Genomic DNA, 21631 nt, shown 5'->3' with positions numbered 1-21631 from the left:
TGGCCGGGTTGGATTTCAGCGGCATTGCCCACGGCGGAACTCGTCGGATCAGAGGCAGTCATTCCAGTAGCTTGAAATGCGTGAACAGGTGCGGCGCGCCCGCTGCACCCATCGCGTGTCAGGTGTTTGCAACATACCAAGGCCGGGCGCCAGATTGGAGAGCGGCTAGTATTGTCGGATAATCTGCGCATGTCCAGCCGCGCCCCAAACCCTGCTGACGGCTCCACCCCCAACGCGGGCGCGGGTAGCCAGGAAGCCGTCGCCAGCCTGGCCGCTTCCATTGCCTCCCCGTCGAATGCTGCCCCGGTCTCGCCGGCGCGGCGCGCGCGCGCGTTTGCACGCGGCTGTGCCGCGTCGGTGCGCGCGGCCGTGCGCCATCCGGTGTGGCGCGGCCTGGGCCGCACCCTGCTGCGCCTGGCGCTGGTCCTGGCTGCGCTGGCGCTGGTGGCGGGCCTGATGATCCGCTTCGTGCTCTGGCCGCAGGCCTCGGCGGCGCGGCAATGGCTGCAAGACCGCGGCTCGCTCGCGCTGTCGGCAAAGCTGACCATCGACTCGCTGGATACCTACTGGAATGGCTGGCACCCGGCCTTCCGTGCTCACGGCCTGAAGGTGGTCGACCCCCAGCAGCGCACGCTGCTCTCGGCCGGCTCGCTGGATGGCCAGCTCGCGTGGCGCTCGCTGTTCAGCATGAACCTGCAGTTCGAGACACTCAGCGCAACGCAGACCGATGTGCTGGTGCGCCGCACGCCCGAGGGCAAGCTGCTGGTTGCCGGCATGGCGGTCGACACCACCGGCGGCAACACCGAAGACAACCGCTTCCTGGACTGGCTGATGGCCCAGAGCAACCTGGACCTGCGCGACGGCAAGCTGCGCTGGCTCGACGAAAAGGGCCACCTGCCGCAACTGGACGTGGCCCAGATCCATTTCAACGCGCGGCGCAGCGGCCAGCGCCACGAGATCAGCCTGGAAGCGCAGTCCGAGGCGCTGGCGCCGCGGCCGCTGGTGCTGCGCGCCAGCCTGCGCCACGACTACCTGCACAGCGCCGGCAACTGGCGCCATTGGTCCGGGCAGGCAAGCTGGGACATCACGCAACTGCAGCTTCCGGTCGTGCAGCGCTACCTGACCGTGTTCGAGCGCGTGACGGGCGGCAGCTTCAGCACGGACGGCTCGCTGGAGTTCCATGGCGGCCGCATTGTGCGCAGCCAGGCACGGCTGCGCGGCAGCGGCATCGACCTGCAGCTTGCGGGCGCCAGCGAAGCGCTGCAGCTTGCCAATGCCCAGGCCTTCCTCCTGCATCGCAGCGAGCGTGACGGCAGCAACCTGCTGACCATCGACACCCTGCTGTGGCAACCGCGGCCCGCAGACGGACCGCCTTCCGCCAACGACAACGCGTGGCGCGAAGGCATGCGCAAGGTCACGCTGGGCTGGGCCATGGACAACAAGGGCGAGCTGCGCAAGTTCTCGCTAAAGGCCCCAACGTTCGACCTGAACACCGTGCGTGCACTGGCCACGTCGATGCCGGTCGATACCGCGGTGCTGCGCCAGCTGCGCGCGCTGCAGCCGGCCGGCCATATCGACAACCTGAACGTGGCCTGGAGCCGCGACCGCGCGGGCATGCTCGAACGGCGTCCGGGCAAGGCCCACTACGCCGTGCAGGGCACGCTGCGCAACGTCTCGGTCAACGGCCAGCCGGCGGTACCCGCGGTCGGCGCCAACGGCAAGCCCAACCTGGGCACGCCGGGCTTTGCCAACCTGTCAGGCACGTTCAGTTTCGACGACCGGCAAGGCGCGGTCCATTTCGAAGGCGCCAGCGCCGCGCTGGTGCTGCCCGGCATGTTCGACGAGCCTCGCCTGCCCTTCGACGAGATTGCCGGCGACGTGCACTGGACCCGCCAGGACGGCAAGATGACGGTGAACGTGTCGAACATCCGCTTCGCCAATGCCGACACGGCCGGCACCGTGAGCGGCTCCTGGCGCACGGGCGGCGACAGTGAAGCGGGCATCGCCGACCTGAGCGGCGAACTCAGCCGGGCGCAGGTGGCACGCGTGCCGCGCTATCTGCCGCTGGGCATTCCCGCCGGGACACGCCACTACCTGGCCGGCGCGTTGGCCGGTGGCGAGGCGGCTGGCGTGCGCTTCGTGCTCAAGGGCGACCTCACGCATTTCCCGTTCCACGCTCCCCATGAGAAGGCCGGCGACTTTCGCGTCGAAGTACCGATCCGCCAAGTCAGGTACCAGATCGCGGCACACGAGGCCAACCCGGGTGGCGCGCCGCTGTGGCCGACCTTTGCCGATATCGAGGGACAGGTGCTGTTCGAGCGCGGCGGCATGACGTTCCTGGCGCGGCGGGCCACGGTCCAGGGCATCGCCGGCGTCACGCTGCAGGATGTCAACGGCCGCATCGACGATCTGAGCGACCACGGGCGCCTCGAAATCGACGGCGGCGCCAGCGGCGCGGTGCAAGGCTTCCTGCACTACATGGCGGCCTCGCCGGTGCGCGAGTGGACCGGACACGTGGCGGACAACTCGCGCGCGCAGGGAAACGGCGAACTCAGGCTCAAGCTCGACATGCCGCTGACCAACGCCAATGCCACGCGTGTCGACGGCACCTTCCGCTTCCCCGGCAACGATGTCGTGCTCAACGCGCAAACCCCGCAACTCGGCGGGGCCAGCGGCATCATCGCCTTCAACGAGCGCGGCTTCCAGCTCGTGAATATGCGAGCACGCTTCCTCGGCGGCGAAGTCCGCCTCGGCGGCGGCTCGCAGCCCGACGGTGGCGTGCGCGTCACCGCCAACGGCGATGCCACGGCGGCAGGCATGCGCGAAGCGGCCTCCGGCTCCGCCGTAGCGGCGCTGGCGGCCAGACTCGAAGGCAACACGGGCTACAGCGCGGTGTTCGGCGTGCGCGAACGCCAGATGCAGGTGCAGGTCAGCTCCGACCTGAACGGCATGGCCATCAGCCTGCCCGCGCCGCTGGCCAAGCCCGCCGCACAGGAAATGCCGCTGCGTTTCGATCTTCGCCCTGCGCCCGGACGCACCGGGCTGGACGAGATGGTGGTCCAGCTTGGCGGTGCGCTCAATGCCCGCTACCTGCTGCGCCCCGACCGCAATGGCGGCGACACCGAGGTGGTGGCCGGCGGCATCGGCCTGCAGCAGGCGGCGCCGCTGCCCGCCAGCGGCGTCACGGCAGCGGCCACGCTTGACCAGTTCGATTTCGATGGCTGGCGCGCCGCGCTCGCCAGCCTGGGCGGCATGCACGGCGACGGCAGCCGCCGCGCCAGTCCGCCCGCGTTCCTGCCCGAGCGCATCAACGCGCGCATGCGCACGCTCAGGGCCGCGGGCCGCACCATCGACGACGTCACGATCGAGGCCATGCGCGAGGCCGGCGGCTGGGACGTGAACCTGGACTCGCGCCAGATCGCCGGCAAGATGCAGTGGCGCGCCGAGGGCCCGGGCTCCGGCGCCATGCGCCTGCGCCTGAGCCGCCTGAACGTGCCCGACGCGAGCGACGAACACAATGTCGTCGACGCCATCGCCAGCAGCATCGACACGCTGCCGTCCATCGACCTGGTCGCCGAGCAGTTCGTGCTGCGCGGGCACGACTTCGGCAAGCTGGAGGTCGTGGCCCGCAGCAGCAAGAGCGGCGATGAACCGGTCTGGACACTCGAACGCCTGCTGATCGACCAGCCGGGCGCCACGCTGACCGGCAGCGGCACCTGGCGCGTGCCGCGCCGGCTGCGCGACGGTGACCCGGCCAACGCGCCGCGCCGCACGGCACTGACGTTCTCGATCGATATCCGCGACGCCGGCGCCACGCTGGAGCGCCTGGGCCTGCCGCACACGCTGCGCGACGGCAAGGGCAAGCTGGAGGGACGCGTGGCATGGCGCGGCTCGCCCATGTCGATCGACTACCCGACCCTGGCGGGGCGGCTGTCGCTGGACCTCGACAATGGCCAGATCCTGAGCGTCGAACCCGGTGCCGCCCGCCTGCTTGGCGTGCTGAGCCTGCAGGGCCTGTTGCGCTTTGCCTCGCTCGATTTCCGCACGCTGTCCGGGCGCGGGCTGCTGTTCGACCGTATCTCCGGCGCAGGCACGATCGAGAACGGCGTGGGATCGATCCAGGATTTCGAACTCAGGAGCCCGCAGATCATCGCGAACATGTCGGGTTCAGCCAACCTGCTGCGCGAAACCCAGGACCTGGATGTCCGGGTGATACCGCGCATCAACGCCACCACCACGTCGGTGGCGGCCGCCTTTATCAACCCGGTGCTGGGCATCGGCACGCTCGCCGCGCAATTGCTGTTCGCCGACGAGTTCTCCAAGGCGTTCACGCAGCACTACCGCATCACCGGCAGCTGGGCCAACCCGGAGATCGGCAAAGTGGGGGACAATAAGGCGCAACACCCGACGTACCAGAACCGCACCGAACCGGCCTTCTAGCCCTGAGCCCCGGCGGTGTCACGGCGTGCCCTCGTCCAAGGAAGCGATCCATGCAAGCCCCTGCCCCGTTTCGTGTTGCCGCCATCCAGACCGTGACCGGCACGTCGGTCGATGCCAACCTCGCGCGCGCGGAAACGCTGATTGCCGAAGCCGCGCGCGGCGGTGCGGAGCTGGTGCTGCTGCCCGAGTATTTCTGCATGATGGGCCAGCGCGAAGCCGACAAGATCGCCATCCGCGAGCAGGACGGCGACGGCCCGGTGCAGCAATTCCTGGCCGATGCCGCGCGACGCCACCGCATCTGGCTGGTAGGCGGCACCTTGCCGATGTGGTGCGGCGACGACGCACGCGTCTACAACACCTCGCTCGCATTCGACCCGCGCGGTGAACGCGTGGCCCGCTACGACAAGATCCACTTGTTCGGCTTTACGCGCGGCACCGAAAGCTATGACGAATCGCGCACCATCCTGGCAGGCAGCACGCCGGTCAGCTTCGACGCGCCGTGCGGACGCGTGGCAATGTCGGTGTGCTACGACCTGCGTTTTCCCGAACTCTACCGTGGCCTTGCAGGCGACGACGGCGCGAGCTTGATTCTGATGCCTGCCGCCTTCACTTACACCACGGGGCAGGCGCACTGGGAAATCCTGCTGCGCGCCCGCGCCATCGAAAACCAGTGCTATGTGCTCGCCGCCGCACAGGGTGGCAAGCACGAGAACGGCCGCCGCACCTGGGGCCATTCGATGCTGGTCGATCCGTGGGGCGAGTTGCTGGCCGTGCTGCCCGAGGGCGAAGGTGTCGTCACCGGCGTGATCGACCCCGCGCGGCTGGCCGAAGTCCGGCAGAACCTGCCCGCACTGCGACACCGGGTGCTGTAGCATTGGCGAAAGCCCCCGCCTCAACCTGACTATACGGCGCCGCTCCCATGCCGGCGCCCAGCAAGAAAGAAAAGGACTGTTCATGAACGCCGGCGATCTCGGAATCCGCAACCTTGCCACCGCGCAGCAACTGCTGCTGGCGCCGTATGGCCTGGACGAAGCCAGGCTGCAGCGCGTGCTGGCCGACATCTTCACGCACAAGGTCGACTACGCCGACCTGTATTTCCAGTACACCCGCAACGAGGCGTGGAGCCTGGAGGAAGGCATCGTCAAGTCGGGCAGCTTCAGCATCGACCAGGGCGTGGGCGTGCGCGCGGTCTCGGGCGACAAGACGGCCTTCGCCTACTCGGACGACATCAGCCTGCCGGCCCTGTCGCAGGCCGCGGCGGCCACGCGCACCATCGGCCGTTCCGGCAGCGGCCGCGTCAAGGTGGCCAGCGAACTGGCCTCGAAGACGGGCCGCAACCTGTACACGCCGAACGACCCGCTCGACTCGATGGCGGCCGCCGAGAAGGTGGCGCTGCTCGAACGCGTCGAGCGCATGGCGCGCGCCAAGGATCCGCGCGTGGTGCAGGTCATGGCCGGACTGGCGGGCGAATACGACGTGGTGCTGGTGGCGCGCAGCGACGGCGTGCTCGCCGCGGACGTGCGTCCGCTGGTGCGGGTGTCCGTCACCGTCATCGCCGAACAGGACGGCCGGCGCGAGATCGGTTCGTCCGGTGGCGGCGGCCGCTACGCCTACGGCTATTTCACCGATGCCCTGCTGCAGCAGTACGTGGACGAAGCCGTGGCTTCCGCTCTGGTCAACCTGGAAGCTCGCCCCGCCCCGGCCGGCGCGATGACCGTGGTGCTCGGTCCGGGCTGGCCCGGCGTGCTGCTGCACGAAGCGGTCGGCCACGGCCTGGAGGGCGACTTCAATCGCAAGGGCTCGTCGGCCTTCGCAGGCCGCATGGGCGAACGCGTGGCGGCCAAGGGCGTGACCGTGGTCGATGACGGCACGCTGGCCAATCGGCGCGGCTCGCTCAACCTGGACGACGAAGGCAACCCGACCCAGTGCACCACGCTGATCGAGGACGGCATCCTGCGCGGCTATATCCAGGACACGCTCAACGCCCGCCTGATGAAGATGCCCGTGACGGGCAACGCCCGCCGCGAAAGCTATGCCGCGCTGCCGATGCCGCGCATGACCAACACCTACATGCTCAATGGCGACAAGGACCCGCAGGAAATCATCGCCAGCGTGAAGAAGGGCCTGTATGCCGTGAACTTCGGCGGCGGCCAGGTCGATATCACCAACGGCAAGTTCGTGTTCTCGGCGAGCGAGGCCTACATGATCGAGGACGGCAAGATCACCTATCCGGTCAAGGGCGCCACGCTGGTCGGCAATGGCCCGGAATCGCTCAAGGACGTCACCATGATCGGCAACGACATGCGGCTGGACTCGGGCGTCGGCGTGTGCGGCAAGGAAGGCCAGAGCGTGCCCGTGGGCGTCGGCCAGCCGACGCTGCGCATCGAAAACATGACGGTGGGCGGCACGGCCTGAGCGTGGCGGCCGCGCCAAGGGCATCACGAAGCCCGGCGCGGCACTTGCCAACCCTTGCAAAAAGCGCTATAAAGATGCTTCGCGGTCGCGCAGGTGATCGCCGCGACCCGAAATTTTGACGGTGTTCGCGCAATTTCCTGCCTCTCTGTCACGCAGCGCAGCATAAAAGCCGCGCTTCGAAACAAAATCGAATTCACGCTGACCCCAGCCCTGCCCTTCTCCGCCATGTCCGCTAAGTTTTACTTTTACTTCTTTAGCGAACCCACACCGCTGGCGGATAGGGAGGGACGACTGTAAGCGCCCCGAACCGAAAAGAAAAAGCCGCCAGCGAGACTGGCGGCTTTTTTTATATCTGCTTTTTTCCCTGCTTCGCCCAGACAACTTCCACGACCTCACAAGACCGGACTCATCATGCTGAAGAACACCGACGACCTGCGCATCCGTGAACTCAAGGAACTGCTGCCGCCCGCGCACCTGATCCGCGAGTTCGCCTGCTCCGAAAAGGCTTCGGACGTGATCTACGCCGCGCGCCAGTCGATGCATCGCATCCTGCACGGCATGGATGACCGCCTGATCGTCATCATCGGCCCATGCTCGATCCACGACACCAAGGCCGCGCTCGAATACGCCAAGCTGCTCAAGGTGCAGCGCGAGCGCTTCGCCAATGAGCTGGAAGTCGTGATGCGCGTCTACTTCGAGAAGCCGCGCACCACGGTCGGCTGGAAGGGCCTGATCAACGACCCGTACATGGACGGCAGCTTCAAGATCAACGACGGCCTGCGCACCGCGCGCGAGTTGTTGCTGAACATCAGCGAGATGGGCGTGCCGACCGGCACCGAGTACCTGGACATGATCAGCCCGCAGTACATCGCCGACCTGGTCAGCTGGGGCGCGATCGGCGCGCGCACGACCGAATCGCAAGTGCACCGCGAACTCGCGTCGGGACTTTCGTGCCCGGTCGGGTTCAAGAACGGCACCGACGGCAACGTCAAGATCGCCGTCGATGCGATCAAGGCCGCGTCGCAGCCGCACCATTTCCTGTCCGTGACCAAGGGCGGCCACTCGGCGATCGTGTCGACCTCGGGCAACGAGGACTGCCACATCATCCTGCGCGGCGGCAAGGCGCCGAACTACGATGCCGCCAGCGTGCAGGAAGCCTGCGACGCCATCGCCAAATCCGGCCTGGCCGCGCGCCTGATGATCGATGCTTCGCACGCGAACAGCAGCAAGAAGCACGAGAACCAGATCCTGGTATGCGAGGACATCGGTCGCCAGCTCGCCGCCGGCGACGACCGCATCGTCGGCGTGATGGTCGAATCGCACCTGGTCGCGGGACGCCAGGACCACGTGCAGGGCACGCCGGTGGAAAGCCTGACCTACGGCCAGTCCGTGACAGACGCCTGCATCGGCTGGGACGATTCGGTCAAGGTGCTGGAAACGCTGGCCGAAGCCGTCAAGGCCCGCCGCCTGGCAGGCGGCAGCGGCAACTGATATCGCTCGCCTGATTGACGGCCGGTTGTGCGCCGCCTGTGGCGCTACATCCGGCCGTCGTTCGATGCGCCGCCGCAGATGTCGACCATGTCGGTCGTGACCTCTGCATAAGCCAGCATCTTCCCGCCGTAGCCATCCATGAACGCGCGGGCGCCCGCAGCATCGCGGAAGCTCGCGATCGCCGGGCCCATCGGCCCGCGGCGCTTGCTGCCGAACACGTACACGTCAGTGGTGGCGTCGAACCAGTGGCCGCGCGGACTCTCCCACTCCGCGAGCGCCATGTCCTGCACGAACACCGCGCGCACTGGCCTCGCCTGTTCGGGCTTAAGCAGCGTGTGGAACATCTCCACCGTGTCGCAGAACCAGTGCGGCCGGGCATCGCCGGCATAGAAAATCTGCGCTTTCGGGCCGGCATAGTCGGCGAGAAGCATGCCATCGAGGTCGCAGGTGCTGGCGGACTCGAGCTCGGCCGGTTGCACGGGCCCTTCCTTTACCTTGCTGCACGCGGCGGCATAGGGACCGCTGCCTCCAGACGCAAAAAAGCCGCCCCCTCACGGGAAGCGGCTTTTGGCGACTACAAGGCGACTAATCGCCGAGACGTCTTTTACTTCTTCAGCACCAGGTCGCCCGGCAGCGACTCGATGTAGGCAGCGATGTCCTTCAGTTCATTGCGCGTGAACGGGCGCGGCTTGCCAGCCTTGTCCGTAACGGCCGGGTTGGCATTGACCTGGCCAGCCATGATCGCGTTGGACCGGCCCACCTGCGGCACGCCCGACACCTGGTACGACATCAGCGCGTGATAGAGATAGTCGGCATGCTGGCCAGCCAGCTTGGGATAGTCCGGAGAAATCGGGGCATTCAGGCCAGCGCCGTGGCAGGCCACGCAATTGCCCTTCTCGACCAGCGCCTTGCCGGCGGAAAGGTCGGCTGCCGAAGCAGTGGCGGCGGAGGCACCCAGCACGAGTGCGCCAATCGCGAACGAAAGCGTCTGAAGCGTCTTCATGGTTGCGGTGTCTCTCACTTCAAGGTGTTGTTCTGCGAACCGGCCTTCTGCTGCGAGTAGTAGGCCGCCAGGTTGGCGATGTCCTGGTCGGTTAGCGACGCGGCAATGCTGCGCATGGTCGGATGCTTGCGATCGCCCTTCTGGTAGCCCTTCAGTGCGTTCTCGATGTACTTGGCGCTCTGGCCGCCCAGCATCGGGACTTCATAGACTTCCGGGAACGACGCACGGTAGCCCGGAATGCCGTGGCATCCGATGCACATTGCAACCTTGTCCTTGGCAGCGTCTCCATTGCCCTTGACTTCCTGTGCCAGCGCTGCTGTTGCAGCCGCGCCCAGCACCACCATCGTGAGGAGCTTTTTCATTGTCTTAGCGGATTGGAAGTTAAACCGTGCGTGACCTGCCCTGCCGGGCGGAGACGGTCTCAGAATGCTTCTGCGGGAAGCCTGGCAGCCCGTGGGTGCCTGCTGGCAATCCATCAGACTGTCGCATCCGGTTCGTTGCCGGGATGTGGAACACCATTCTGGGACCACCTCTCGCAATCACCGCGACCCGTCGGACCGCAGGGACTTCTGAACGCGGACTGCCGGATGCTGGAGAACTGGACGTGGGGGCGCGTCAAACCGCCGCATTGTACAGCAGGCGGCACCTGGCAGTCCAGCCGATGACCGGGGAGCAACCCTAATGTCAGCCGGCGCCAACAAGAACGGTAAAGGTCTTTTATACTGACCCATCCAGGAATTACGAACGACCGTTCGCGGATCTTGCCGCAGCGGCGCCACGGCACCGCTCAGGCTCGTCCGGGTTCCATAATGAAAGCGCGCGTGACAGCGCGAAGAGACTGCACTAATCACGCCGACCCTGGCCCTATCCGGCCAGCTACCCGGCCGTCCACTTCAGGTTGCCTCATGTCAAACACCGCCAACGCTTCCGCCCAAGCCACCTCCGCCCAGCAGGTCCGTTTCGAAGGTAGTGACCAGTATGTCGCCACGGACGACCTCAAGCTGGCCGTCAATGCCGCGCGAACGCTGCAGCGTCCGCTGCTGATCAAGGGTGAGCCGGGCACCGGCAAGACCATGCTGGCCGAGGAAGTGGCCGCGGCGCTGGGCATGCCGCTGCTGCAATGGCACATCAAGTCGACCACCAAGGCGCAGCAGGGCCTGTACGAGTACGACGCCGTATCGCGGCTGCGCGATTCGCAGCTTGGTGATGACCGCGTGCACGACATCCGCAACTACATCGTCAAGGGTGTGCTGTGGCAGGCCTTTGAAGCGGACGAACAGGTGGTGCTGCTGATCGACGAGATCGACAAGGCCGACATCGAATTCCCGAACGACCTGCTGCGCGAACTCGACCGCATGGAGTTCTACGTCTACGAGACGCGCGAACTCGTAAAGGCCAGGCATCGCCCGCTGGTGATCATCACCTCGAACAACGAGAAGGAACTGCCGGACGCGTTCCTGCGCCGCTGCTTCTTCCATTACATCAAGTTCCCGGATGCCGAGACGATGCAGCAGATCGTCGACGTCCACTACCCCGGCATCAAGCGCGAACTGGTGGCCGCCGCGCTGGAATCGTTCTACGAGATGCGCAACCTGCCGGGCCTGAAGAAGAAGCCGTCGACGTCGGAACTGATCGACTGGCTTAAGCTGCTGATGGCCGAGGACATTCCGGCCGAGGCGCTGCGCAGCCCGGACAAGAAGGCCGCGATCCCGCCGCTGCATGGCGCGCTGCTCAAGAACGAGCAGGATGTGCACCTGTTCGAGCGCCTGGTGTTCATGAACCGCGCCAACCGCTGATGAGCGACTTCATCCAACCCGTCACGCTGTCGGGCCGGCACGCCACGCTCGAGCCGCTCCGGGCCGAGCACGCGCAAGGCCTGCGCGCTGCCGCCGAAGACGGCGACCTGTGGAAGCTGTGGTACACCACCGTGCCCGCGCCCGATCGCATGGAGGCCGAGATCGCGCGGCGCCTGGGCCTGCAGCAGCAAGGCTCGATGCAGCCGTTCGCGGTGCGCGACGCCGATGGCGAGCTGGCCGGCATGACGACGTACATGAACATCGACGCGGCCAACCGGCGCGTGGAGATCGGCTCGACCTGGTACGCGCGCCGCGTGCAGCGCACGCCGCTGAACACCGAGTGCAAGCTGATGTTGCTGCGCCATGCGTTCGAACAGCTCGAGTGCATCGCCGTGGAGTTCCGCACGCACTGGATGAACCACCAGAGCCGCACGGCCATTGCGCGCCTGGGCGCGAAACAGGACGGCGTGCTGCGCAACCATATGCGCATGCCGGACGGTTCGCTGCGCGACACGGTGGTGTTCTCGATCATCGCCAGCGAATGGCCGGCGGTGCGCAATCACCTGCAATTCCAGCTCGAGCGGCCGCGCTGAGCGCGCCGCCCCGCTGCCACTGATCGCGAGGCACCATGCTGATCGATTTCTTCTTCTCGCTGCGCCACGCCAAGCTGCCGGTCTCGGTCAAGGAATACCTGACCATGCTGGAAGCCCTCAAGGCCCAGGTCATCTCGCCGTCGATCGACGAATTCTACTACCTGTCGCGCATGACGCTGGTCAAGGACGAGAAGCACTTCGACAAGTTCGACCAGACCTTCGGCGCCTATTTCAAGGGCGTGGAAAGCCTGGTCGACTGGAAGTCCGACATTCCGCTCGACTGGCTGCAGAAGACGCTAGAGCGCGAGCTTTCGGCCGAGGAAAAGGCCAAGATCGAGGCCATGGGCGGACTCGACAAGCTCATGGAGCGCCTGAAGCAACTGCTCGAAGAGCAGAAGGAAAAGCACGAGGGCGGCAACAAGTGGATCGGCACCGGAGGCACTTCGCCGTTCGGCCATGGCGGCTACAACCCGGAGGGCATCCGCATCGGCGGACCGTCCAAGGGCAACCGCACGGCCATCAAGGTATGGGAAGCGCGTACCTACAAGGACTATGACGACCAGGTCGAGCTGGGCACGCGCAACATCAAGGTGGCGCTGCGCCGCCTGCGGCGTTTCGCGCGCGAAGGCGCCGACACCGAACTGGACCTGGACGACACCATCCATGCCACGGCCGCCAATGCCGGACTGCTCGACATCAAGCTGCGGCCCGAGCGCCACAACAAGGTCAAGGTGCTGATGCTGATGGATGTGGGCGGCTCGATGGACGACCACATCAAGCGCGTGGAAGAGCTGTTCTCGGCCACCAAGACCGAGTTCAAGCACCTGGAGTACTACTACTTCCACAACTGCCTGTACGACCACGTGTGGAAGAACAACCGCCGCCGCCATGCGGAAAAGCTGGCGACGTGGGACCTTTTGCACAAGTACACGCCCGACTACAAGATCATCTTCGTCGGCGACGCCACCATGAGCCCGTACGAGATCCTGCAGCCCGGCGGCTCGGTCGAGTACAACAACGCCGAGGCCGGCTCGGTGTGGCTGAACCGCATGACGGAGCAGTTCCCTCACTTCGTCTGGCTCAACCCGGAACCGGAAGGCCTGTGGCAATACCGCCAGTCGATCACGGTCATCAACCAGCTGATGAAAGGCCGCATGTATCCCGTCACGCTGGCGGGACTGGAATCGGCGATGAAGGTGTTGTCGAAGTAAGGAAGCACAAAAGAGGCGCGGCACAGCGCCTTTTTTTTATTGTTGGCACGCAGTCAGGCGCGCGCGTCGGCGCCTTCCATCAGCCAGGCACGGAAGGTCTGCAGCGCCGGCAGATGCTGCTTGTGCTCGGGATAGCAAAGGTAGTAGCCCTTGTTGCTCAGCACGCGCGCCGGATGCGCGATCACCAGCGCACCGTTGGCCAGCTCTTCCTCGATCAGGCAACGCGGGATCAGGGCGATGCCAAGGCCCGACAACGCGGCCTGCGTCAGCAGCGAGAACTGATCGAAGCGCGCGCCGGCCCAGGCGTCGCGTGGGGGAACGCCAAGCTCCGCGAACCAGTCCGGCCAGGCTTCGGGCACCGTGGTGTGGTGCAACAGCGGGTACTGCAGCAATGCTTCCGGCGACCCCGCTGGTTCGCCAAGCAAGCGGGGCCGGCACACCGGCACGATCTCGCGCCCGATCATGTAGTCCGCCACGCTGCCCGGCCATACGCCTACGCCAAAGCGGATGGCCGCATCCAGTTCGGGCTCGTCAAAGACATAGCCCTGTGCGTGCGGAATAAACTCCAGCTGCACTTCAGGATGGTGCGCGAAGAATTGAGGCAGCCGCGGAATCAGCCACTTGGCACCGAGCGTGGGCATGCTTGCGATATGGAGGATGCCGCCCGGCTGCTCGCGGCCCGCGGCCTCGACCGTGGCGGCCTCGATCTCGTCCAGCGTCGGGCGGATGCGCTCCAGAAAGCGCGCTCCCGCCGGAGTCAGTTCCAGCCGCTGCCGGACCCGTTCGAACAACGCCACCCCGAGCCGCGATTCCAGACTGCGCACTTGCTTGCTGACGGCCCCCTGCGTCACGTGCAGGTCGCGGGCGGCTGCAGTAAAACTGTTGTGGCGGGCAGCCGCCTCAAACGCCTGCAACTCGGTCATCGACGGCATCATACGCCGCATACATCACCTCAACTTCACGACCAAATGGAATGACCGTGCGATTTTAATTCGTTTGCCGAGGCCTTGCTGGCGCGAGCAGAATCGGGGAAACCGCTTTTCTCCCCAATCCGCTTCCCTCTTCTTCCCAACCACCATGCAACGTCGACAAGTCTTCCGCGTTCTCGTCGCGGCCTCGGCCGCTTTTGCCGCCTGCGCCGCGCTGCCCGCCGCCGCCCAGAACAACTACCCGAACAAGCCGATCACGCTGGTGGTGCCCTTCCCGGCCGGCGGCACGACCGATATCGTGGCGCGCATCGTCGCCGACAAGCTGGGCCAGCAGCTCGGCCAGGCCGTCGTGGTGGACAACCGCGGCGGCGCGGGCGGTAGCATCGGCACCGCCTACCTGGCCAAGGCCGCGCCGGACGGTTACACGCTGGGCATCGCCACGGCCTCGACGCACGGCATCAACCCGGCGGTGTACCCGCGGCTGTCGTATGACGCCACCAAGGACTTCACGACCATCACGAACCTGGCCTCCGTGCCCAACGTGATGAGCATCCATCCGTCGGTGAAGGCCACCGACATGAAGTCGTTCATCGCGCTGGCGCACTCGCAGCCGAACAAGCTGGCCTATGGCTCGGCCGGCAATGGCAGCGTCTCGCACATGATGGGCGAGCTATTCAAGATGAGCAGCAAGAGCGAACTGCTGCACGTGCCTTACAAGGGCGTGGGCCCCGCGCTGAACGACGCGCTGGCCGGCCAGGTCCAGGTGCTGTTCGACAACCTGCCGTCGTCGCTGCCGTTTATCGAAGGCGGCAAGCTGCGCGCACTGGCCGTGGCCGCGCCCAAGCGCGTGGCGGCACTGCCGAATGTGCCGACCTTCGCCGAACTGGGCCTGCCCGAAGTGAACGACGCCGCGTGGTTCGGCCTGATCGCCCCGGCAAACCTGCCGGCCGAGCTGCAGGGCAAGCTGAACGCGGCAGCGATCAAGGTGCTGGCGTTGCCCGAGGTGAAGGCTAAACTGGAAAAGCTGGGCGCCACGCCAGTGGGCAACTCGCCTGCGCAGTTTGCCGCGCAGATCAAGAGCGAAGTGGCCAAGAACAAGCGCGTGGCCGCCGCGGCCAGGATCTCCCTCGACTGATTGCCGCCGCACCATGACCGAAGCAGACCGAAATACCGCGGACAGTCCGTACCAGCTTTACCAGCCGGAAGGCCCGGCGAGCGCGCTGTTCCTTGATTCGCCGCACAGCGCCACCGTCTATCCCACGGACTTCCGTCCCGATGCAAGCCTGCCCCTGCCGCTGCTGCGGCAGGCCGAAGACACCTTTGTCGACGAACTCTACGCGGGTGCCCCGGCTCGCGGCATTCCGCTGCTGTGCGCGGGCTTTCCGCGCAGCTACCTGGACGCCAACCGCGGACTCGAGGAAATCGACGAGGCCCTGCTCGACGCGCCGTGGCCCGGCGCGAAGCAGGTCACGGCCAAGACCCGTCTCGGCAAGGGCCTGGTCTGGCGCGTGCTCGACACCGGCGAAGCGATTTACGACCGCAAGCTGAGCGTGGAAGAAGTGCAGGCGCGCATCAACCGCTGCTACCTGCCGTACTACGCGCAACTGCAGAAGCTGGCTGATCATGCCGTGGCCGCGCACGGGGCTGCATGGCACATCAACTGCCATTCGATGCCGAGCCAGGCGGCGCAATACGCCACCGAGTTTCCAGGGCTGCAGCATCCCGACTTCGTGATCGGCGACCGTGACGGCACCACCTGCGACAAGCGCTTCACCGACCGTGTCGAAGGCATGCTCAAGGACCTGGGCTATGACGTCTGGCGCAACCACCCGTACAAGGGCGTGGAAATCGTGCGCGTGGTGGGCCAGCCGCAGACTGGCCGCCACAGCCTGCAGCTCGAGATCAACCGCAAGCTCTACATGGACGAAGCCGGGCTGACCCATACGGCCGGCTTTGCCAAGCTGCGGCACAACCTGAACGCCATGCTCGACGACCTGCTGAAGTTCACGCGGTCCATGCCTGCCCGCGCCCTGCCCTGAGCCGCGGCGCAAGATGCCCGGATGCAGCACGCTGCATCCGGGTTCATCTCAGTTGCACAACGTACGGGCTTTCTGATAAAGCCACGCAATGATTGGTGCATAACAAGAATGGGTAACAAAGTTTAGGAACTTCCCAAGATAGGTTTCCTCTATCATGGCAATCCTTTGCGAACCCATGCTTGCCGGAATGGCAAGACAGACACCGTGATCCGACGAATTTCCAAACTGATCGGCAGCCGCCTCAGCATGCTGGCCGCCGCAGTCACCGGTGCGTTGGTGCTGGCGGGCTGCGCCAATATGCCAGCTGATGGCACGGATGCCGCCAGCCAGTCCGCGGCCGCCGCGGCCCCCGCCCGCCCCGCCGTCGCGCCCGCTGCGCCGGCAACGCCCGCCACTGGCGCCGCCACCGAACCGACCAAGACCATCACCCTGCCCGACCGTGGCCGCGTCAGCCTTGCCGAATACCGCGCGAAGATGCGCGAGCAGCTGATGAAGACGGAGAGCGCCACGAGCGACGTCGCCGACTGCGCCGCGCACGCCAGCTGGGTCGTGCCGCGCTCGGCCACCTACGATGCGCTCAAGATCCCCACCGGCGCGCTCGCCAGCGGCCAGGCCACGGTGGAACCGTGGAACGGACGCTTCTCGCCAGGCAAGCAGGCCGTGCCGGTCAACTCCGTGGTGACATTCTCCGCCCTGGCCCACAAGCGCCGCGGCGAGGAGCCATGGCAGCAGGTCAAGGTCCGCTGCGGCTATGACGATGGCATGATGCTGGCCTATGAATTGCTGGACAGCAGCGGCGCCACGATCTCGGAACCCGCTGCGGCACCGGCCGTACAGGCCTCCCGCCATGCGTCGTCCAGCAAGAGCCACAAGGGCGCGAAGGGCAAGTCGAAGGCCTCGTCAACGGCATCGACCAAGAGCAGCGCGTCGGGCAAGTCTTCGGCGAAGGCATCTTCCTCTTCGTCGAATTCGTCCGGCAAGAGCACGAGCAAGAAGAAGCACTAGCCGACGGAAAAAGCCGATGCAAAAAAGCCCGCATGATGGCGGGCCTTTTGTGCTCGCTGCGGCAGTCTCAGCCCAGAAACTCCAGGACAGCCTCCAGCATCGCCGTGCCCAGCAGCGCGCTACGCGCGCCATTCCAGCCAACCGCGGCATCGGGCAGGTCGGCATTGTCCTTGAACGGCATTTCGAGCGTCAGCGACAGGCAGCCGAAGGTGTGGCCGATGTACTTGGACGCCAGCTTGAGCGCGTCGGCGTTGTACTTGCTGGCCGCATAGCCGTGCACGTCCTGGAAGTCGGGCGAGACGCGCTTGAAGGCTTCGATGAAACGTGCCTGCTCGTCGCGCTGCTTCTCGGTGAAGCTCGGCAGCATCTCGCTGCCGGCGACGAAGTTGTAGGGCAGGCCCTCGTCGCCGTGGATGTCGAAGAACAGATCGCAGCCGGTGGCCTCGATCGCCCGGCGCACGTGCCAGACCTCGGGGCTGGTGTCGGGGCTCGGCGTCATCCATTCGCGGTTCAGGTTGGCGCCGGCGGCATTGGTGCGCAGGTTGCCGCGCGCCGAGCCATCCGGGTTCATGTTCGGCACGATATGGAACACCGCGCGCTCGAGCAGCCGGCGCGCGACCGGGTCGTGCGCCCACATACCGCTGCCCGTCAGGCGCTGCAGCACGCCTTCGCAGAACCATTCGGCCATGCTTTCGCCCGGATGCTGGCGCGCGATCATCCAGATGGTCTTCTTGCCGGGGCCCGGCTGGCCCACGGTGACGCGGGTCAGGTCGCGGCCATCGACGGTGCTGCCGAGGTGCGACAGCTTCGCCAGCGGCGAGCGCTGGCACGTCGCCAGCAGCGACAGGTGCCGCTCTTCCGGATAGGGCTCGAAGTACGCCAGCCATACGCTGTCATGTTCGGGCGTGAATTCGACGGTGAGCACCTGGCCGTCGTAGCGCGTCGGCACGCGGAACCAGTTGGCGCGGTCATACGACGCCACCGCATGGTAATCGCGCCAGCCGTCCGGATAGGTACATTCGCCGGCATTCAGGAACTGCAGCCGGCACGGCTGCCCCGCCGCCCCCTGAAGGCGAAAGTGGAACCACTGGCGGAATTCCGCGTGGGAATCGGCGCGGATGCGCAGGCGGATATCGTCGGCATGATCGAGCGCTTCGACTTCGATCGCGCCGGAATCAAAGTGGGTCGAGATATGCAGGGCGGAAGGCATGACGGGCGGCTCCGTGGATAGGTTCAGTCTTCGATTCGGCGGCGGAACACCCAGCGGCCGTCGTCGGAAGCGGTGGCATCGAACGCATAGCCGTCTTCGGCAAAGCGCTTGAGCGCGGCCGGCTCCGTGACGCGATGCGTGACCGCATAGCGTGCCATGGTGCCGCGCGCGCGCTTGGCGTGGAACGAGATGATCTTGTAGCGGCCGCCCTTCCAGTCCTCGAACACCGGCGTGATGATGCGCGCATTCAGCACCTTCGGGCGCACCACCTTGAAATATTCTTCCGACGCCAGGTTGACCAGCGTGGGTGCGCCCTCGTGCTTGAGTGCGGCCATGTCGCCGTTGAGCAGCTGCGTGACAGCGTCGCCCCAGAACGCATAGAGGTCCTTGCCCGCGGCGTTATCGAGGCGCGTGCCCATCTCGAGGCGGTAAGGCTGCATCCGGTCCAGCGGACGCAGCACGCCGTACAGGCCGGAGAGGATCCGCACATGCTTCTGCGCGAAGCCGAGGTCATCGGCCGACAGGCTCTTCGCATCGAAGCCGTCGTAGACGTCGCCGTTGAACGCCAGCACCGCCTGCTTGCTGTTGGCGGCGGTGAACGACTCGGACCAGTCCGCGTAGCGCGTGACGTTGAGCACCGCGAGCTTGTCGGAGATGTCCATCAGCGCGCCGACATCCTGCGGCGCGAGCTTGCGCAGGCGCTCGATCAGCACGGCGGAACGGTCGATGAAACGGGGCAGCGTATGGGTCTCGATGCGCGCGGGTGTCTCGTAGTCCAGGGACTTCGCGGGAGACAGGACGATGAGCATGGCAAAATCGCGGGAAACACAAAGCCAAGATTGTAGCGAATGACCAACCCGACTTCCGGCGACGCTTCCGGCGACACCTCGTCGCCCAGCGACGCCGACATCACATCCACTGCCAGCCCTGCCCCGCGCGTGGTGCTGGATTCCAATATCTGGGTCGACCTGCTGGTGTTCGGCGACCCGCACTGCACGCCGATCCGCGCGGCACTGGAAGCCGGCACCATCGCCCCGGTGATCCGCGCCGACTGCCGCGAAGAACTGCGCCGTGTGCTGGCCTATCCGCAATTCGCGCGCTTTGCAGTCGATATCGACGCGGCGCTCGCGGTCGTGGACCGCTTCAGCACGCTGGAACCCCTGCCCGCTCAGGAAGACGCCGACGCCATCCGGCTGCCGCGCTGCAAGGACACCGACGACCAGAAGTTCGTCGAACTCGCGCACTTCTCGCGGGCCGCCTGCCTGGTGTCGAAGGACAAGGCCGTGCTCAAGCTGCGGAGCCGACTGCGCCGCTCCAGCGGCGTGGAAGTGATGACGCCGCCCGCGTTCGGCCAGTGGCTGGCCGCGCTGGGCGCTGCAGCCTGATCGCCCCGAATCCCTTTAGAATGGCCGCTGTTGCCGCTATAGCCCGGTCCGGCAAGCCGTTTTCAGCCATCGCACTCCAACGTTGCAGCCCATGTCCGCAGACTCCGCCCTCGCCCCACTGACGCCGCCCGCATCGCGCCTGCCCTCGGTCGGCACCACGATCTTCACCGTGATGTCGGCGCTGGCCGCCGAGAAGAACGCTGTCAACCTGGGGCAAGGATTTCCGGATTTCGATTGCGATCCGCGCATCGTCGATGCCGTGACCGACGCCATGCGCGCCGGCCACAACCAGTACCCGCCGATGGCGGGCGTGCCGCGCCTGCGCCAGGCCATTGCCGACAAGATCGCGACGCTGTACGGCCATCGCTACAGCTGGGAAAGCGAGATCACCGTCACGGCCGGCGCCACGCAGGGCATCCTCACGGCCATCCTGTGCGCGGTGCATCCTGGCGACGAGGTGATCGTGCTGGAGCCGTGCTACGACAGCTACCTGCCTGCCATCGAGCTGGCCGGGGCGACCGCCGTGCCCGTCACGCTGGAAGCACCGTCGTTCCGCGTGCCGTTCGACCGCCTGGCGGCAGCCATCACGCCGCGCACGCGGATGATCCTGATCAACACGCCGCACAACCCGACCGGGACGATCTGGCGCGCCGCCGACATGGAAAAGCTGGCGCAACTGCTGGCCGGCACCGACATCCTGCTGCTGTCGGACGAGGTCTACGAGCACATGGTCTATGACGGCCAGCCGCACGCCTCGGTCTCGCGTCATCCGGAACTGGCGCGGCGCAGCTTCGTGGTGTCGAGCTTCGGCAAGACCTATCACGTGACCGGCTGGAAGGTCGGCTACGTAGCCGCGCCGGCGGCGCTGTCGGCGGAATTCCGCAAGGTCCACCAGTTCAATGTGTTCACCGTGAATACGCCGGTGCAACATGGCCTGGCCGACTACATGGCCGACCCCGCGCCGTACCTGGAACTATCCGCCTTCTACCAGGCCAAGCGCGACTACTTCCGCGCGGGGCTGGCCAACACGCGCTTCAAGTTGCTGCCGTCCGAAGGCACCTATTTCCAGTGCGTGGATTACTCCGCGATCTCGGACTTGAGCGAAGCGGATTTCTCGATGTGGCTGACGCGCGAGATCGGCGTGGCGGCGATCCCGGTCTCGGCCTTCTACACGCAGCCGCGTGAATCGGGCGTGGTGCGCTTCTGCTATGCCAAGAAGGAAGAGACGCTGGCACTGGCGCTGGAGCGGCTGGCGAAGCTCTAGGGTCGAGATCAACGACACGTAAACGCCCGCGGCATGCCGCGGGCGTTTACGTTCGGCACCTTGGCCGTTTTACTTGTTCCGGCTCATCATCAGTTCGGTATTCGCCTTGCGGTCGGCATTGACCTTCTGCACCGAGGGGCGCTCCGACAGCGTCTTCAGGTAGTCCCTGACCGGCAGGTCGGCCAGCAGGTCCTTGCCATAGATGATCTTCGTGCACGAAGAGATCAGCGGCAGGTGGACCGCTGCGGCGCAATCGGCCAGCGTGAAGGAATCTCCCGCGATAAACGGCGAGAACTTCGCCAGCTTGGCGAACGCCGGGATATAGCGCGTCAGCAGCTTGAGCTGGCGCTCCTTCACGTTATCGCTGACCTTGCCGCCGAAGAAGGCTTCCGGATACAGTTCGCGCGCGGTAAGTTCCAGGTACACCTCCAGGAAAGTGATGATTTCGCGCACCTTGCCGGCCTGCAGGGGATCGCGCGGCAGCAGCGGCGTTTGCGGATAGGCGGCTTCCAGGTATTCGTTGATCACCTCCGACTCGCACAGCGACCCCGATTCGGTGATCACGTAGGGCACCTTGCCCGCCGGCGTGGCCGCCAGGTCGGTCTCGCCGATCCATGCCAGCACTTCCTCGAACGGCACATTCTTTTCCAGCAGTGCCAGCTTGACCTTGTTGTAGTAGTTGCTGGCGGCAAACCCGCACAGTTTCAGCATGTCGTCTCTCTCCTGTTGGAATCATGCTTGCGGGCGCGAAGCCCAAAGCCATTGTGGGCCATTCCGGTCTTCCGATGCCGCCGGACTGGCCGATCAGCGCACGTTGCCCGCGTTCCGGCTATTTCCGGAAAGGTGCATA

The 21631-nt window shown here is 66.0% G+C and carries 19 protein-coding genes; 12 read left to right on the top strand and 7 right to left on the bottom strand.

Translation table 11 applies throughout. From position 1 onward, the window contains the following. Positions 1–189: 189 nt before the first annotated feature. The 4 genes from ACIGJC_RS05350 to aroG all read left to right on the top strand — a co-directional run bounded on the left by ACIGJC_RS05350 (position 190) and on the right by aroG (position 8346). The gene (locus ACIGJC_RS05350; RefSeq protein ID WP_483710981.1) at positions 190–4440 is read left to right on the top strand and encodes a YhdP family protein; all 4251 of its coding nucleotides are present in this window, start codon (positions 190–192) and stop codon (positions 4438–4440) included. A 50-nt stretch (positions 4441–4490) separates the two neighbouring features. Further along, entirely contained in the window at positions 4491–5312 is an 822-nt protein-coding gene (locus tag ACIGJC_RS05345; RefSeq protein ID WP_483710980.1) for a carbon-nitrogen hydrolase family protein, read from the top strand. Positions 5313–5394: 82 nt separating this feature from the next. Continuing rightward, positions 5395–6855 (top strand): metalloprotease TldD, encoded by a 1461-nt coding sequence (gene tldD / locus ACIGJC_RS05340; RefSeq protein WP_483710979.1) that lies wholly within the window; start codon positions 5395–5397, stop codon positions 6853–6855. 411 nt (positions 6856–7266) lie between these two features. Then, the gene (gene aroG, locus ACIGJC_RS05335) at positions 7267–8346 is read left to right on the top strand and encodes a 3-deoxy-7-phosphoheptulonate synthase AroG (RefSeq protein ID WP_483710978.1); all 1080 of its coding nucleotides are present in this window, start codon (positions 7267–7269) and stop codon (positions 8344–8346) included. Positions 8347–8390: 44 nt separating this feature from the next. Here the strand turns inward: aroG and ACIGJC_RS05330 are convergent, their stop codons facing one another. The 3 genes from ACIGJC_RS05330 to ACIGJC_RS05320 form a co-directional block, all read right to left on the bottom strand. After that, positions 8391–8825, bottom strand: coding sequence for a nitrous oxide reductase accessory protein NosL (locus tag ACIGJC_RS05330; protein WP_483710977.1), 435 nt, complete (start codon positions 8823–8825; stop codon positions 8391–8393). A 125-nt stretch (positions 8826–8950) separates the two neighbouring features. Next, positions 8951–9349 (bottom strand): c-type cytochrome, encoded by a 399-nt coding sequence (locus ACIGJC_RS05325; protein WP_483710976.1) that lies wholly within the window; start codon positions 9347–9349, stop codon positions 8951–8953. A gap of 14 nt (positions 9350–9363) precedes the next feature. Next, positions 9364–9711, bottom strand: a complete 348-nt coding sequence (locus tag ACIGJC_RS05320; protein WP_483710975.1) for a c-type cytochrome — start codon at positions 9709–9711, stop codon at positions 9364–9366. 543 nt (positions 9712–10254) lie between these two features. Here ACIGJC_RS05320 and ACIGJC_RS05315 point away from each other — a divergent pair. From ACIGJC_RS05315 to ACIGJC_RS05305, 3 genes are read left to right on the top strand one after another with little or no spacing between them, the layout of a single operon-like run. After that, a complete protein-coding gene (locus ACIGJC_RS05315) occupies positions 10255–11145 on the top strand; it encodes an AAA family ATPase (RefSeq protein ID WP_483710974.1) in 891 nt (296 codons plus the stop codon). Continuing rightward, on the top strand, positions 11145–11738 hold the full coding sequence (locus ACIGJC_RS05310; protein WP_483710973.1) for a GNAT family N-acetyltransferase: 594 nt from the start codon (positions 11145–11147) through the stop codon (positions 11736–11738). Before ACIGJC_RS05315 ends, ACIGJC_RS05310 begins: the two co-directional genes overlap by 1 nt. A 35-nt stretch (positions 11739–11773) precedes the next feature. Continuing rightward, a complete protein-coding gene (locus tag ACIGJC_RS05305; RefSeq protein ID WP_483710972.1) occupies positions 11774–12949 on the top strand; it encodes a vWA domain-containing protein in 1176 nt (391 codons plus the stop codon). A 53-nt stretch (positions 12950–13002) separates the two neighbouring features. Here ACIGJC_RS05305 and ACIGJC_RS05300 read toward each other — a convergent pair whose 3' ends face one another. Further along, on the bottom strand, positions 13003–13893 hold the full coding sequence (locus tag ACIGJC_RS05300) for a LysR family transcriptional regulator (RefSeq protein WP_483710971.1): 891 nt from the start codon (positions 13891–13893) through the stop codon (positions 13003–13005). A 133-nt stretch (positions 13894–14026) separates the two neighbouring features. On the opposite strand from ACIGJC_RS05300, the gene ACIGJC_RS05295 reads away from it, so the two are divergent. The 3 genes from ACIGJC_RS05295 (at position 14027) to ACIGJC_RS05285 (ending at position 16922) form a co-directional block, all read left to right on the top strand. Further along, positions 14027–15013 carry a tripartite tricarboxylate transporter substrate binding protein BugE gene (locus tag ACIGJC_RS05295; protein WP_483710970.1) on the top strand — a complete coding sequence of 329 codons (987 nt, stop codon included), beginning with the start codon at positions 14027–14029 and terminating at the stop codon, positions 15011–15013. Positions 15014–15026: 13 nt separating this feature from the next. Continuing rightward, positions 15027–15917, top strand: a complete 891-nt coding sequence (locus tag ACIGJC_RS05290) for an N-formylglutamate amidohydrolase (RefSeq protein WP_483710969.1) — start codon at positions 15027–15029, stop codon at positions 15915–15917. Between the two features lie 204 nt (positions 15918–16121). Continuing rightward, entirely contained in the window at positions 16122–16922 is an 801-nt protein-coding gene (locus tag ACIGJC_RS05285; RefSeq protein ID WP_483710968.1) for a BspC domain-containing protein, read from the top strand. A 67-nt stretch (positions 16923–16989) separates the two neighbouring features. Here the strand turns inward: ACIGJC_RS05285 and ACIGJC_RS05280 are convergent, their stop codons facing one another. Further along, positions 16990–18132, bottom strand: coding sequence for a M14 family metallopeptidase (locus ACIGJC_RS05280; RefSeq protein WP_483710967.1), 1143 nt, complete (start codon positions 18130–18132; stop codon positions 16990–16992). Between the two features lie 23 nt (positions 18133–18155). Beyond that, positions 18156–18941, bottom strand: a complete 786-nt coding sequence (gene yaaA, locus ACIGJC_RS05275) for a peroxide stress protein YaaA (protein ID WP_483710966.1) — start codon at positions 18939–18941, stop codon at positions 18156–18158. 39 nt (positions 18942–18980) lie between these two features. Between yaaA and ACIGJC_RS05270 the strand changes: the two genes are divergently transcribed. Next, positions 18981–19517 (top strand): putative toxin-antitoxin system toxin component, PIN family, encoded by a 537-nt coding sequence (locus ACIGJC_RS05270; RefSeq protein ID WP_483710965.1) that lies wholly within the window; start codon positions 18981–18983, stop codon positions 19515–19517. A 91-nt stretch (positions 19518–19608) separates the two neighbouring features. After that, positions 19609–20781 carry a pyridoxal phosphate-dependent aminotransferase gene (locus ACIGJC_RS05265; protein WP_483710964.1) on the top strand — a complete coding sequence of 391 codons (1173 nt, stop codon included), beginning with the start codon at positions 19609–19611 and terminating at the stop codon, positions 20779–20781. Between the two features lie 69 nt (positions 20782–20850). Here the strand turns inward: ACIGJC_RS05265 and ACIGJC_RS05260 are convergent, their stop codons facing one another. Continuing rightward, complete coding sequence (locus ACIGJC_RS05260; RefSeq protein ID WP_483710963.1) at positions 20851–21492, bottom strand: glutathione S-transferase; 642 nt, start codon at positions 21490–21492, stop codon at positions 20851–20853. Positions 21493–21631 lie beyond the last annotated feature (139 nt).

The sequence above is a fragment of the Cupriavidus sp. C3SS-1 genome, assembly GCF_057073755.1.
The sequence above is the reverse complement of the archived record's forward strand: the minus strand, read 5'-3'. Positions and strand labels throughout refer to the sequence as shown.

Coding starts and splice junctions, on each gene's coding strand:
- ACIGJC_RS05300 (WP_483710971.1), bottom strand. CDS start 13,893: ATGCGGCGTATGATGCCGTCGATGACCGAGTTGCAGGCGTTTGAGGCG.
- aroG (WP_483710978.1), top strand. CDS start 7,267: ATGCTGAAGAACACCGACGACCTGCGCATCCGTGAACTCAAGGAACTG.
- ACIGJC_RS05345 (WP_483710980.1), top strand. CDS start 4,491: ATGCAAGCCCCTGCCCCGTTTCGTGTTGCCGCCATCCAGACCGTGACC.
- ACIGJC_RS05270 (WP_483710965.1), top strand. CDS start 18,981: ATGACCAACCCGACTTCCGGCGACGCTTCCGGCGACACCTCGTCGCCC.
- ACIGJC_RS05305 (WP_483710972.1), top strand. CDS start 11,774: ATGCTGATCGATTTCTTCTTCTCGCTGCGCCACGCCAAGCTGCCGGTC.
- ACIGJC_RS05295 (WP_483710970.1), top strand. CDS start 14,027: ATGCAACGTCGACAAGTCTTCCGCGTTCTCGTCGCGGCCTCGGCCGCT.
- ACIGJC_RS05290 (WP_483710969.1), top strand. CDS start 15,027: ATGACCGAAGCAGACCGAAATACCGCGGACAGTCCGTACCAGCTTTAC.
- ACIGJC_RS05350 (WP_483710981.1), top strand. CDS start 190: ATGTCCAGCCGCGCCCCAAACCCTGCTGACGGCTCCACCCCCAACGCG.
- tldD (WP_483710979.1), top strand. CDS start 5,395: ATGAACGCCGGCGATCTCGGAATCCGCAACCTTGCCACCGCGCAGCAA.
- ACIGJC_RS05325 (WP_483710976.1), bottom strand. CDS start 9,349: ATGAAGACGCTTCAGACGCTTTCGTTCGCGATTGGCGCACTCGTGCTG.
- ACIGJC_RS05315 (WP_483710974.1), top strand. CDS start 10,255: ATGTCAAACACCGCCAACGCTTCCGCCCAAGCCACCTCCGCCCAGCAG.
- ACIGJC_RS05260 (WP_483710963.1), bottom strand. CDS start 21,492: ATGCTGAAACTGTGCGGGTTTGCCGCCAGCAACTACTACAACAAGGTC.
- ACIGJC_RS05310 (WP_483710973.1), top strand. CDS start 11,145: ATGAGCGACTTCATCCAACCCGTCACGCTGTCGGGCCGGCACGCCACG.
- ACIGJC_RS05265 (WP_483710964.1), top strand. CDS start 19,609: ATGTCCGCAGACTCCGCCCTCGCCCCACTGACGCCGCCCGCATCGCGC.
- ACIGJC_RS05320 (WP_483710975.1), bottom strand. CDS start 9,711: ATGAAAAAGCTCCTCACGATGGTGGTGCTGGGCGCGGCTGCAACAGCA.
- yaaA (WP_483710966.1), bottom strand. CDS start 18,941: ATGCTCATCGTCCTGTCTCCCGCGAAGTCCCTGGACTACGAGACACCC.
- ACIGJC_RS05280 (WP_483710967.1), bottom strand. CDS start 18,132: ATGCCTTCCGCCCTGCATATCTCGACCCACTTTGATTCCGGCGCGATC.